This window comes from Demequina lignilytica, from assembly GCF_030418305.1.
GTDB lineage: Bacteria > Actinomycetota > Actinomycetes > Actinomycetales > Demequinaceae > Demequina > Demequina lignilytica.
The window spans coordinates 547,923-561,305 of sequence record NZ_JAUHPX010000001.1 but is presented as its reverse complement, the minus strand read 5'-3'; the positions used below and the strand labels follow the sequence as shown (position 1 = coordinate 561,305).

The window sequence follows — 13,383 nt, the reverse complement described above, 5'->3', positions numbered from 1 at the left end:
CGACGGGCTCGCCGGTAGCATTCTTCGGTGACCTCCCCCGTGCCCGCCGCAGCCGTCGTCGTGACCACCCATCGCGAGGGGCGGCTCATGATCCCGACGGTGCGGGGTCTCGCGCGCGCGATCGCGCATGCCCATGAGCACGGCATCGGCGTCGAGGTGGTGATCGTGCGCGACCGCGCCGACCGCCGCACCGTCGAGCAGGTGGACTCGCTGGTGGCGGAGGGGGCTCTGGAGCTCGCGACCGCCACGCTGGTGGTCGACGTCGATCACGGCGACCTGGGGCTGTCCCGCAACTCCGGCATCGCGGCGTCGAGCGCCCCGGTGGTGGGCGTGCTCGACGCGGACAACCTCCCGTCCGCCGCGTGGATCACGGAGGGCCTCGCGCGCCTCGCGGCGGCGGGTGAGCCCGCGATCGTGCATCCCGAGCGCATCATCCGGTTCGGTGAGCGGCTCGAGGTGTGGCCCCTCACCGGGACCGACTCGCCCGCCTTCCAGCCGGGCACGCTCGCCTGGAGCAACGCGTGGGACGCCTTCGCGCTCATGGACCGCGAGGTATGGGAGGCTCATCCGTACCGCGAGTGCCGCCCCTGGGAGGGGTTCGGCCCGGAGGACTGGGCCTGGAACTGCGAGACCGTCGCGGCGGGCGTCCCGCACCTCACCGTTCCGGGGACGTCCCTCTACTACTGGTCGCGGACGTCCGCCTCGCTGGCCGAGGCGCATCGCGGATCGCTGCTGCCGCGCAACGACCTGCTCCGGTCGAAGGAGCTGGCCGCGGTCGAGGCACCCCGGCTCGCCGCGCGGCTCGTCGGCGCATCGCCGGCCGGGCGCGGAGCCCGCTCGGTGATCGGCGCGGTGCGCGGCGCATCGCCCGTCGTGGATCGCGCGGTCGGCCTCGCCGGCCGGGCCGCACGCGCGGCCGCGAGGGTGGTGCGGCCGGCGGACGATGCGGCGGTGCCGGCGCCCTTGGCCGCCCTGGCGCCCGAGGAGGTCGCCGACTGGCAGGACGCGCATCGTCTTCAGCCGCTGCTGCGCACCCCCGTCGAGCGCCATCTCGCCTCCTACGTCGTGGACGGCGCCGACCACGACGAGCGATCCGTGCCCGACCGGGCCGCGTACTGGACCGCGATCGACGAGCTGCCCGAGCGCGTCGACGTGCTCTTCGTGGGGCTGTGGGTGCGGGCGAGCGGCGGCGACCGGATGCTCCTCGAGCACATCCACGCGGTGCGACGGCTGCGGCCCGACGCCTCCATCGCGCTCATCACCACGGAGGAGGAGCTCTCCGAGCACCTCCACCTGCTGCCCGAGGGCGTGACCGTGGTCGAGCTCGGCCGCTTCCGGTTGTGGCCCGAGTTCCTCGAGCAGGTGCTCGCGATGGTCTGCGCGCAGCTCCGGCCGGAGACCATCCACATCAACAATGCCGAGCGCGGCTTCTGGATGATGGAGCGCTGGGGCGTCCAGATCGCCCGGCACAGCCGCGTCTACGCCCAGACCTTCGTGGTCGACCGCTTCGACGACGGCTCGGAGTGGTCCTTCCTCTACAACCGCTCCCGCGACTACTTCGACCGCTTCACCGGGATCCTCACGGACAGCGAGGCCTTCGTCGACCACGTCGTCGAGACCCAGGGGATCCCGCGGGAGCTGTTCACCGTGCACACGGTGGTCGACACGGTGGCGCTCGCGCCCTCGGCGGAGGCCCGCGCGGGCATGGCCGCCCCGGCGGGACGCACCCTGCGCCTCCTGTGGGTCGGCCGCTTCGACCTCCAGAAGCGACTCGACCGGCTCGCGGACATCTCCGAGGCGCTCGCCGCGGAAGGCGCGGACGTCGAGATCACCATCATCGGCGAGCCCCTGGTGGGCTCGGATCCCGACTGGCAGGACCACCTCGACCGCGCGCTCGCCGGCGTCGCGGTGCGGGGAGAGGCCTACCGGGACGGCTTCCCGAGCGCCCACCCGGAGCGCTACGACGCGCTCCTGATGACCTCCGACTACGAGGGTGTGCCCATGGTCATGCTGGAGGCCATGGCGTCGGGCCTGCCGGTGATCGCGCCGCTGGTCGGCGGCGTGGGGGAGGCGCTCGACGCGAACACCGGGCTCCCGGTCGATCCCGAGGAGGGCATCGCCGGCTACCTCGACCGCGTCCACCTGCTCCGCGACGCGCCCGACGAGGTCGCCGCGCGCGTCGCGGCGGCACGCTCCCGCCTGGAGCAGACCTCGTCGCGCGCCGCCTTCGACCGGACGCTCGAGCGGCTGCCGGGCTACCTCCCGCGCGTGACCGGGCCCGGTGCGTGGGCGCGGCTCGGCGTGCGCTGGTTCGCGTCGCCCGAGGCGGCGGAGCGGCTGGCGGCGCGCGACGCCGATGTCGTCGTGTACACGGGGTCCAACGGCCATTCGAACTTCGGCGACATCCTCCAGACCAAGAACATCCTCGCGTACTGGGCGGGTCGCGCGGGCCGCCGCACCACGTTGGTGATGCCCGCGTACGCGGCGCTTCCCGCCGGGCGCTCCGCGGAGCTCGAGGCCTGGTACCCGGCCGACGACGTCGTCTTCGTCTCGACCACCGCGGTCGACGTCCGCGGCGCTGGCCTCGTCGAGATCCCCGCGCCTGCCGGTGGCACGCTCGTGCACGTGGTCGGCGGCGGCTATCTCAACGCCCGCTGGGGCGGCGAGCACTTCCCGGTCATCGACGCGGTCGCGTCGGGCTGCGGCGCCCCGATCCTGTTCTCGGGCCTGCAGGTGGACGAGCCGGCGCTCGCCGGCTTCACGGAGCTCGCCCGCCACCACCGCATCGTCAGCGTCGGGCTGCGCGACCACGTCTCGCATGCTCTCGCGACGGAGGCGCTCGACGTGCCGGTGCGCTTCACCTTCGACGACCTGACCGAGACCTTCCAGGACTGGGCGCGCGCCCGTGACGGTCACGTGCGCCTCGACGGCCCCACGCGCGTCGCCGTCCACATGAACACCTCGGACTACGCCGGGGGAGACGTGGCGCTCGACCTGTGGCGCGACGTCCTGCGCCAGGTCGCGGAGGAGCTGCCCGGCTGCGAGCTCCTGCTCCTGCATGCCTACGACGACCCGCGCCTCGACGTCCGGGACACGCTGGACACGGTCGCGGCGCTGGCGGAGGACATGCCCTTCTCCCGCTTCGAGGTGATCGACATCGCGAAGGCGTCGCTGGAGTACCGGTTCGGCGCGGGGCTTCCCGACGCGCTGCGACCCGTGCTCGACGTGGATCTCGCGCTGTCCTCCTCGTACCACACGGCGCTCTTCGCCAGCTTCATGGGGGTGCCCGCCTACCTGATGGGCGCCAGCGCGTACTTCCGCCAGAAGGCGCAGCTGTTCGAGCTGCCGGAGCTGGGCGACTTCCTCAGGGATCCCGGTGCCTACCGCCTGGAGATCCCCGCCGAGCTCGGGGCCCGGAGAGCCTGGCTCGAGGTGCTCGCCGAGCTCCCCTGACCGGCCCGCGGAGGGCGATCCGGCCCCGTCAGCCGGTGTACTCGAAGTGCCAGGCCTCGGGCTTGGTCCCCGTCGGGCGCGCCCACGCCGGCAGGACCCAGTTGTAGACGCCGACGTGCTGGGTGAGCCAGGCGTACGCCGCGCCGCCCGTGCCGCCGGGGAGCCGCGAGGTCGACACGTCGATCGCCATGCCCCACCCGTGGTTGGAGGTGCCGGGCTTGGCCGCGAGATCGCCGTACACGGCCTTGAACAGGACCTGCGTGTCGTAGTCGCGGTAGGAGTCGTTGAGCGGCAGGTCGAACCCGAACTGGTTCCTGAACTCGATGTTGAGCATCTCCAGGTCGAAGGCCGCGTCGCACTCGAGCGACTCCACGGCGTCCCAGGACAGCGTGCACAGCTCCTCCTCGGGAAGCCGGCCGTTCTCGTACAGGGAGGTGATCCGCGTGACCGCGGCGCCCTGACGGCCCACGAGGTAGTAGCTCGAGGCCCACAGCAGCTCGCCGTCCACGGTGACCTGGATCCATCCGTCCTGGGTGGTGCCGGTCGGCACGAGGGCGGTCCCCTCCGCGACCTGTCGCGCGACGTCGAATGTCGTCGCCGGACCGGTGCGGAGGTTCAGCGTCGTGGCCACGTACACGTACACCGTGGTGTGCCGCAGCGTGGTCCCGAGCGCCGCCGACAGGTCGATGATCCCCGCCGCGTCCAGCCGGTACAGGTACGCCGCCATCGCATCGCGGGTGATCGAGGCGAGGGGCCGGTACTGCGCCCCGCTCGACGTCGACCAGCCCGTGGTCACGCCGGCCGAGGCGAGCCACGCGATCTCCTTGGCGAACGGCGTGCTCGCCGTGACGTCGACGAACGGCGAGGTCGTCGGGAAGGTGAAGTCGGGCGAGCCCGCGAGCCGGTACAGGAACGCCGCCATCGCGTCGCGCGTGATGGACTTCGTCGGCCGGTACTCCACGCCGGTCGCCGTCGTCCAGCCCGTCGACACGCCGGCCGAGCGCAGCCAGGTGATCTCGCGGTAGAACTGCCGGGAGGTGGGGACGTCCACGAACGGCGACACCGACGGCTGAGCGAACGCGGGGGAGCCGGCGAAGCGGTTGAGGAACGCGGCCATCGCGTCGCGGCTGACCGGTTCCGTCGGCCGGTACTGGGCGCTTCCGTCGGCCGTGACCCAGCCCGTCGAGATCCCGGTCTCGGCCATCCACGCGATCTCGGTCGCGAACTGGGAGTACGTCGTGGCGCCCTGGATCGCGGACACGTCGGTGAACACGGCGGACGTCGCGGAGAGCACGCCGACCAGCGGCGAGTCGTCGGCCGGCTCCGGCTCGGGCTCGACCTGCTCGGCCGGGGCGTCCTCGGTCGGCGCCTCCGTCGGATCAGGGGAGGCGGATGCGGAGGGCTCGGGCGACGGCGTCGGGGATGCGGTCGCAGCCGGCTCCGGTGTCGAGGTGAGGCCCATGTCCGGCTCGGTCGAGGCGGAGGGCGCGGGGGTGGACGAGGCCTGGGGCTCCGCCGCGGGGGAGGCGCTCGCGGCGGCATCCGGGTCGAGAGGTCCGTCGGAGGCCTCGGCGCCGCTCGGCAACGTGCCGATCAGAAGCGCGCAGGAGGCCGCCAGCACGGTGAGGGTCCGCGCCCAGGCGCGGACCCATCGCCACTGCGGCTGCGCCGGCTTCACGTTCGCGGAGCTCCCTTCCTGGTCGGCGCCAGCGGTCGCGTGGCGCATCCTTGTCATCGGCACGTTCCCCGTGCGGCACGAGGCCGGTCGATCAGCATCGCGTCACCGCGGCCTCGGGCGGAGGCGGGTCGCGATGCTCAGAGGCCCTTGGCGTCGAAGCGGCTGAGGAACGCGGCCATCGCGTCACGGGTGATCGACGAGGACGGGCGGTACTCCTTCTTGCCGTTCGACAGGCTCCAGCCCGTGCTGATCCCGGTCGAGGCGAGCCAGCAGATCTCCTTGTAGAACATCGAGGAGGGCTTCACATCGACGAAGGGCGAGGTCGAGGGTGCGGTGTACGACGGGGACCCCGCGTAGCGGTAGAGGAACGCCGCCATCGCCTCGCGCGAGATCTTCGACTTCGGCTGGAAGTCCGCGGTGCCGTCGCCGTTGCTCCAGCCGTTGGTGATGCCCTGGCCGGCGAGCCAGGTGATCTCGTCCTCGAACGCGGTGCCGGAGATGTCGACGAAGTTGTCGGAGCCGGTGATCTTCGGGGAGCCCGCCAGGCGGTACATGAAGGCGGCCATCGCCTCGCGGGTCACGCTCGACAGGGGCTTGTAGACCTTCGCGCCGTAGCCGTTGTCCCAACCGGTGGTCACGCCCTCGTCGGCCAGCCACTGGATCTCGTCGGCGAAGGCGGAGTAGTACGTCGACGACTTGTCGGCCGCGATGTCGCAGATCAGCACCTCGCCGTCGACCGTCGGCGCGGACGAGCTCGAGAGCTTCGTGGTCAGCCCGACCTTGTCCTTGGACAGCGAGATCCGGGAGGCGCAGGCCTTGGCCGTGGCATCGGTGTAGAACTCGCCCCGCTGCGAGGTGGACGCGGGGGAGAACTGGAGGGTGTAGGTGCCCTTGGGCAGCCCCGTCAGCGAGTAGCTGCCGGTCGAGTCGGTGGTGGCCGTGTAGGTCGACGTGCCCTTGCGCGCGTACACCTTCACGTTCGCGGCGGCGCCGCCGGAGCTGTTCTTCACGGTGCCGAAGATCGAGTAGGTCGACGGGGTGCCGGAGTACTTGGCGAAGTCCTGCGTCGTGTACGCGCATCGGGTCGACGAGTCCCAGGCGAAGCCGATGCCGATGTCGGTGTACGAGCCACGCAGGTTCTTCTCGTGCCCGGACGACGCGATCCAGGCCTTCATGATCGCCTTGGCCGCGGCGGCGGCGGAGGAGTAGCCGCACGCGAAGCCGACGTTCTCCGCCGCGCCCGTCCAGCCCGACGGGATCTGCGAGAACACGTTCGGGTTGTGATACATCCGACCCTCGGCGAGCATCTTCTCGCTCCACGTCTGCGCCACCTTGGCCGCGCCCGTGTTCCAGTGCAGCGCCGAGAGGCCCTTCGAGGCCCGGTAGTCGTTCGTGAGGTCCAGCAGGAGGCTCGAGGGGGTGAGCGCCTGCGCCGCGGGCGCCGTGGCCACGGGGATGGTCACCGCGAGGGCGAGCGCGCCGAAGGCGGCCAGGAGCCGCGTCGAACGCGTGCGGAACGTGTGCTGCATGGTGCCTCCTTCACGCCCGGTTGAAGAGTGATTGGGCGATCTGTCCGGCACCATTAACGGCACAATGGGGCTGGTATGTAAGCCGATAACGGTGTGACTTTGGCCACGTCGGGCCCGAACTGTGCGACACGTGTGAGGAATGTCACGCGGCGCGGGCGCTCCGGAGGCCTCCGACGGGGTCATATCGAGGGGTCCCGAGCGCTCGCTAGAATCCTGGGGTGACCGAGACGCCCCAGACCGACGAGCACCGCTACGACTTCCGCGCCATCGAGGACCGCTGGCTCCCCGTGTGGGAGGAGCGCCAGCCCTTCCGCTCGGGCCGCGAGGACGATGCGCGTCCCACCAAGTACGTGCTGGACATGTTCCCGTACCCCTCGGGCGACCTTCACATGGGCCACGCGGAGGCCTACGCCCTCGGCGACGTGATCTCGCGCCACTGGGTGCAGAAGGGCTACAACGTCCTCCACCCCATCGGCTGGGACTCCTTCGGCCTGCCCGCGGAGAACGCGGCGATCAAGCGCGGGGTCGACCCCGCCGGCTGGACCGAGGACAACATCGCGCAGCAGAAGGCGTCGATGAAGCGCTACGCGTGCTCCTTCGACTGGGACCGCGTCCTGATGACGCATCGTCCCGACTACTACCGCTGGAACCAGTGGATCTTCACGCGGCTGTTCGAGCGCGGCCTCGCCTACCGCAAGCCCAGCCAGGTCAACTGGTGCCCGAACGACCAGACGGTGCTCGCGAACGAGCAGGTCGTGAACGGGCTGTGCGAGCGATGCGACACCGCGGTCACCAAGAAGAAGCTCACCCAGTGGTACTTCAAGGTCACCGAGTACGCCGACGAGCTGCTCGACGAGCTGGAGAACCTGCGCGGCTCGTGGCCGTCCAAGGTGATCGCGATGCAGCGCAACTGGATCGGCCGCTCCGCGGGAGCCGACGTGTCGTTCACGATCGAGGGCCGCGACGAGCCGATCGCCATCTACACGACGCGCCCCGACACCCTGTACGGCGCGACGTTCATGGTGGTCGCGGCGGACTCCGACCTCGCGGCCGAGCTGGCCGAGGGCGCGGACGACGCGACCCGGGCCGAGTTCGCGGCGTACGTCGAGCGCGTCAAGGGTGAGAACGAGATCGACCGCCTCTCCACCGACCGGCCGAAGACCGGCGTGTTCCTGCAGCGCTACGGCATCAACCCGGTCAACGGCGAGCGCCTGCCCATCTGGGCATCGGACTACGTCCTCGCGGACTACGGTCACGGCGCGATCATGGCGGTGCCGGCTCACGACCAGCGCGACCTCGACTTCGCTCGCGCGATGGACCTGCCGGTCCGGGTGGTCCTCGACTGCCGGGACGATGCGGGCGAGCCGTTCGGCGACCCCGTCGAGACGGGCGTCGCCGCGACGGGCGACGGCGTGCTGGTCAACTCGGAGGCGCTGAACGGCCTCGCGAAGGCTGAGGCGATCGCCGCGATCACGGCCGAGCTCGAGGCGGCCGGCACCGGCCACGCCTCCACGAACTACCGCCTGCGCGACTGGCTCATCTCGCGCCAGCGCTACTGGGGCACGCCCATCCCGATCGTCCACTGCGAGACCTGCGGCGAGGTCCCGGTCCCCGACGACCAGCTCCCCGTGACGCTGCCGCCGGCCGAGGGCCTCGACCTCAAGCCCAAGGGGCAGTCGCCGCTGGCGGCCGCCACGGACTGGGTGAACACCACCTGCCCGACCTGCGGCGGTGCCGCCCTGCGCGACACCGACACCATGGACACCTTCGTCGACTCGTCCTGGTACTTCCTGCGGTTCCTGTCTCCCCAGAAGACCGACGGGCCGTTCGACCCGGTCCAGGCGAAGCGCTGGGCGCCCATCGACCAGTACGTCGGCGGTGTGACCCACGCGATCCTCCACCTGCTGTACGCGCGCTTCTTCACCAAGGCGCTCAGGGACATGGGGATGATCGACTTCGGCGAGCCCTTCTCCGCGCTCCTCAACCAGGGCATGGTCCAGATGGACGGCTCCGCGATGTCGAAGTCCCGCGGCAACCTGGTGCGCCTGTCCGAGCAGCTCGACGAGTTCGGCGTCGACTCGATCCGCCTCACCATGGCGTTCGCCGGGCCGCCGGAGGACGACATCGACTGGGCTGACGTCTCGCCGGCCGGGTCCGCGAAGTTCCTCGCCCGCGCGTGGCGCCTCGCCCGCGATGTGACCTCCGAGCCGGGCGTCGACCCGGCGAGCGGGGACGCCGCGCTGCGGGCCGTCACGCACCGGACCCTGGCCGAGTCGCAGGAGCTGGTCGAGGGCTTCAAGTTCAACGTCGTGGTCGCGCGCGTCATGGAGCTGGTCAACGCCACCCGCAAGGCCATCGACGGCGGCGCCGGGCCCGCGGACCCGGCGGTCCGCGAGGCCTCCGAGGTGGTCACCATCCTCCTCAGCCTCTTCGCGCCGTACTGCGCCGAGGACATGTGGAGCATGCTCGGCCACCAGGACGTGGCGCTGGCGACCTACCCGGCCGTCGACGAGTCGCTGCTGGTCGAGGAGACCGTCACCTGCATCGTCCAGGTAATGGGCAAGGTGAGGGACCGCCTCGAGGTTCCCCCGGGCATCAGCCAGGACGAGCTCCGTGAGCTCGCGCTCGCGGCACCGGGCGCGGTGCGGGCGATCGGCGACGCGGGCATCCGCACGGTCATCGTGCGCGCGCCCAAGCTGGTCAACATCGTCACGGCCTGACCCATGGCTGGCATCGGCGTCGTCACGGACTCGGCGGCCTCGCTGCCCGCCGAGGTCGCGGCACGCCATGGCATCCGGGTGGTGCCGATGCAGATCATCGTGGACGGCGAGCCCTTCCTCGAGGGCGTCGACATCACGCCTGACCAGGTGATCGCGCACCTGGAGGCCGGGTGCGACGTCACCACGTCGCAGCCGTCGTCCGAGGCGTTCCTGGAGGCCATCCGCTCCGAGGCGGCCGCCGGGGCGAGCGGCGTGGTGGTCGTGACGCTCTCGTCCGAGCTGTCCGGGACCTACGCCTCGGCGGTCGCGGCGTCGACCGCCGGCGGCCTCGCCGTCGAGGTCGTCGACTCGCGCACGGTGGCGATGGCGCAGGGGCTCGCGGCGATCGCCGCGGCTCGCGCGTCATCCGCGGGCGGCACGCTCGCCCAGGTCGCCGCCGCCGCGAGGTGGACCGCCGAGCGGTCGACCTGCCTGTTCACCGTCGAGACCCTCGACCATCTGCGCCGCGGGGGACGCATCGGCCCCGCGGTGGCCGCCGCCGGCAGGGTGCTGGGGATCCGCCCGGTGCTCGCGGTGGAGGACGGCCGGATCGCGCCGCGGTCGCGAGCCCGCTCCGGCGCGCGCGCCAGGTCGGCGATCGCCCAGGAGATCGGGGCGGCGCTCGCATCGGCGCGCGGCCTCGGGGCGCCGGTGGGGCTCGCGGTCCTGCACGCGGGTGCGCACTGGGAGCTCGATGTCGACGGCTCGGCCGCGGATCTGGCGGTCGACGGACCCGTCAGCGCGGTGCTCGCGGCGCACACCGGCCCGGGGACGGTGGCCGCGATGGTGGCGCCGCTGGCGACGCTCGACGCGCCGCCCGGCTGACCGCTCGTTCGCGCGGCGTGGCTGAGCGCCGCGCGCGACCGGGTGAGATGTCCCCGGCCGTCGCGCTGCACCGAGCGATCCCCGTGTCGGGTGCCGCAGGGCCCGGCGACGGGGACGCCGCCCTAGCGTCGCCGCATGGACGATGCGGACGCCGTCGAGGCGCGATGGGCACGAGGGCTCGAGCAGGCGGCGCAGCGTGCCTACGCGCGCACGCATGGGGTCGAGCCCGAGTCGCGCGGCGCGGCGGCCGGTCGCGCCCGCTGGCGCATCGAGCCGCGTGCCGCGGCCACCGCCGTCGTCGTGATCGTGCTCGTCGGCGCGGTGGCGTGGTGGGGCCTGCGCGATCCCGGGGCCGTCCCCCTCCCTGACGCCTCGGTCTCCTCGCCGGCGCTCGTGCCGTCCTCCTCCGCCGGCGCCGACGCGCGGGTGCTGGTCCATGTGAGCGGGTCGGTCGCCGCGCCCGGGCTCGTCGAGCTCGCGGCAGGCGCACGGGTGGCGGACGCGGTCGAGGCCGCGGGCGGGATGCTGGCGGCGGCGGACGAGTCGAGCGTGAACCTCGCCCGGCCCGTCCAGGACGGCGAGCACGTCGTGGTCGCCGTCGAGGGTGAGGCGGTCGCCGACGGGAGGATCGATCTCAACCGTGCCGACCCTGCCGCGCTCGAGGGGCTGCCGGGGGTCGGCCCGGTGCTGGCCGCGCGGATCACCGCCGATCGGGAGGCCAACGGGCCGTTCACGACGGTCGAGGACCTGGGACGGGTGCCCGGGGTCGGGCCCGCGATCCTCGCGGGCATCGCCGACGTCGCGACCGTCGGGTGAACGGCCACGATGCGCGCCTGGTGCCCGCCGCGGTCGCGGCCTGGTCGGGCTCGCTGCTCGCTGTGGCGGGGCCCGCGCCCCGGCGGTGGGCGATCGTCGGCCTGGCCGTCGTCCTGGTGATCGGCGCGGCGGGTCTGCGGAGACGGCGGCCGGGAGAGCCGGCCGGCCGCACCCGCGCGGCCGCCGCGGCGGCGGTCGTGGCGGCGGTCGCCGGATCTGCCGCCATGGCCACGGCGGTGGCCGCGGCCGATGCGCGCGCATGGGCGCCGGTGGGCGACCGCATCGTCCTCGAGGGACGCGTCCTCGAGGTGCGCGGAGGAGCGGGCTCGACGTGGGTCGAGCTCTCCGCCGCGTCGTGGGGTCGCGAGGCGGAGGGATCGCGGGCGGCCGCGTCGGGCGCGGTGGGCGTGGCGCTCGACGACGCCGCGGGCGGCGTGCCGGGCGAGGCGGTGGTGGAGGCCGCGGTGGGCGACACCCTCGTCGTGGCCGGCAGGGTCGTCTCCGGCGCCACGCCGCGTCGTGCCGCGCTGGTGCGCGACGCGGTGGTGCTCGCGCGGGACCCGCCCGCGGGGTGGTCCGCCGCGGTGATCCGGGCGCGGTCCGGCTTCGCGCTCGCCGCCTCGGGTCTCCCGCAGCCGACCCGCGGGCTCGTGCACGGCATGGTCACGGGCGACGACGCCGCGGTGCCGGCCGCGCAGCTCGCCGAGCTCCGGGTGAGCGGCCTCGCCCACCTGACGGCGGTCTCCGGCGCGCACTTCGCCATCGTGGCGGGCGCGGTGGTGGCCGTCGCACGGCGGGCACGCGCGGCCCGCGCCGTCATCGCCGTGGCGGTGGTCGGCAGCGCCCTCGCGCTGGCCTCCGTGGTCGACGGAGGCGGGTCGGTGGCGCGCGCGGTCGGGACCGCCGCGGTCGCCGCCGCGGCGCTGGCCGTCGGCCGCCCGTCGCGGGCGGTTCCCGCGCTCGCCGCCGTGGTCACAGTGCTGGTGGTGGTCTCGCCCCGGCTCGCCTCGGACCTGGGCTTCGCCCTGTCCGTGGCCGCGGTCCTCGCGATCGGGGTCGTGGCGCCCGCGCTCGCCGTGCCGCTGTCGCGGCGGCTCCACGGGTGGCTGGCGCACGCGATCGCGATGACGGTCGCCGCGCAGGCGGCCTGCCTCCCGCTGCTCGCGTCGATCGGTGCGGATGTGGGCCCGTGGGCGGTCGCCGCCAACGCTGTCGCCGCGCCGTTCGCCGCCCCGGTCACGCTCGCCGGCCTGGCCGCGCTCGTGGTTGCTCCGGCCGCTCCGGTCGCGGCAGCCGCGTGTGCACAGCTCGCCTCCTGGGCGGCATGGCCGATCGCGCTCGCCGCGCGGGCGTTCGCCGCGGCCCCGGGAGGCGACCTGCGATGGCCCGGCGGCGTCGCCGGCGCCGTGCTGGCGCTGGTCGCCGCCGCGCCTCTTGCCCTCGCGGGCGTCGCGCCGCGCCTGGCGCTCGGAGCGCACCTCGGGCTGATCGCCCTGGTCGTGGCGCCCGGCCTGCTCCCGCCCGCGCTCGGAGGCGCCGCGCGCGGGTGGATGGTCGCCGCCTGCGACGTCGGCCAGGGTGACGCGCTGGTGGTGAGCGCCGGGGGCGCCGTGGTGATGGTGGATGCGGGGCCGCCGGGCGACGGGTCGGGGGACTGCCTGCGGCGGCTCGGCGTGCGCGCGGTGGACCTCCTGATCCTCACCCATGATCACGACGACCACGTCGGCGGAGTCGAGGAGCTGACCAGGCGGGTGGCGGTGCGGGACGTCTGGCTCCCTCCCGGGGCGAGCGCCGCCACGGTGGCCGACGCACGTGGCGCGGCACACGCGAGGCCGGCGCCGGACGCCGGCACGAGGACCGTGCTCGGCGGCGTCGCCGTGACGGTGCTGCAGGCGGGCCCCGTGCCCGCGAGCCGCGATGGGACCGCGCTCAACGACTCGAGCATCGTGACCCTGATCGAGGCCTCCTCCGGCGCGGGCGGGCTCGCCACGCTCGCGCTGGGCGACCTCGAGCTCGACGGGCAGGCGCGGCTGCTGTCGGGCCTCGCGACCACCTCCGCGGCGCTGTCGGTCGACGTGCTGAAGGTCGCCCACCATGGCTCGGCGGTGCAGGACCCGAGGCTCGTCGCGGCGGTCGCGTCACGCGTCGCCGTGATCTCCGCGGGGGAGGGCAACCGCCATGGCCATCCCGCGCCCGCGACCCTGGCGCTGCTCGCCGGCACTCCGGTGCTGCGCACCGACCTCTGCGGCGACATCCTGCTCGCGCCGGTCGGCGGGGGAGTCGGGCTGGTCCGGCCGTGTCCGAGCGGCGTGGCAGGCTAGTC

Annotated in this window: 7 protein-coding genes; 5 read left to right on the top strand and 2 right to left on the bottom strand. The window is 73.6% G+C overall.

The window, feature by feature from the left end; all coding sequences use genetic code 11:
• The first annotated feature begins 27 nt into the window (after nt 1–27).
• Nucleotides 28–3,453 carry a glycosyltransferase gene (locus QQX10_RS02580; RefSeq protein WP_301120278.1) on the top strand — a complete coding sequence of 1,142 codons (3,426 nt, stop codon included), beginning with the start codon at nt 28–30 and terminating at the stop codon, nt 3,451–3,453.
• A gap of 28 nt (nt 3,454–3,481) precedes the next feature.
• Here QQX10_RS02580 and QQX10_RS02575 read toward each other — a convergent pair whose 3' ends face one another.
• Nucleotides 3,482–5,188 (bottom strand): S-layer homology domain-containing protein, encoded by a 1,707-nt coding sequence (locus QQX10_RS02575; RefSeq protein WP_301120280.1) that lies wholly within the window; start codon nt 5,186–5,188, stop codon nt 3,482–3,484.
• A gap of 80 nt (nt 5,189–5,268) precedes the next feature.
• Complete coding sequence (locus tag QQX10_RS02570; RefSeq protein ID WP_301120282.1) at nt 5,269–6,660, bottom strand: S-layer homology domain-containing protein; 1,392 nt, start codon at nt 6,658–6,660, stop codon at nt 5,269–5,271.
• Nucleotides 6,661–6,878: 218 nt separating this feature from the next.
• Here QQX10_RS02570 and leuS point away from each other — a divergent pair, with 218 nt between their 5' ends.
• The 4 genes from leuS (at nt 6,879) to QQX10_RS02550 (ending at nt 13,381) form a co-directional block, all read left to right on the top strand.
• Nucleotides 6,879–9,380 carry a leucine--tRNA ligase gene (leuS, locus tag QQX10_RS02565; RefSeq protein ID WP_301120284.1) on the top strand — a complete coding sequence of 834 codons (2,502 nt, stop codon included), beginning with the start codon at nt 6,879–6,881 and terminating at the stop codon, nt 9,378–9,380.
• Nucleotides 9,381–9,383: 3 nt separating this feature from the next.
• On the top strand, nt 9,384–10,244 hold the full coding sequence (locus tag QQX10_RS02560; protein ID WP_301120286.1) for a DegV family protein: 861 nt from the start codon (nt 9,384–9,386) through the stop codon (nt 10,242–10,244).
• Nucleotides 10,245–10,379: 135 nt separating this feature from the next.
• A complete protein-coding gene (locus tag QQX10_RS02555) occupies nt 10,380–11,060 on the top strand; it encodes a ComEA family DNA-binding protein (RefSeq protein WP_301120288.1) in 681 nt (226 codons plus the stop codon).
• Nucleotides 11,057–13,381, top strand: a complete 2,325-nt coding sequence (locus tag QQX10_RS02550; protein WP_301120290.1) for a ComEC/Rec2 family competence protein — start codon at nt 11,057–11,059, stop codon at nt 13,379–13,381. The genes QQX10_RS02555 and QQX10_RS02550 overlap by 4 nt, the downstream gene beginning before the upstream one ends.
• Nucleotides 13,382–13,383: the final 2 nt, after the last annotated feature.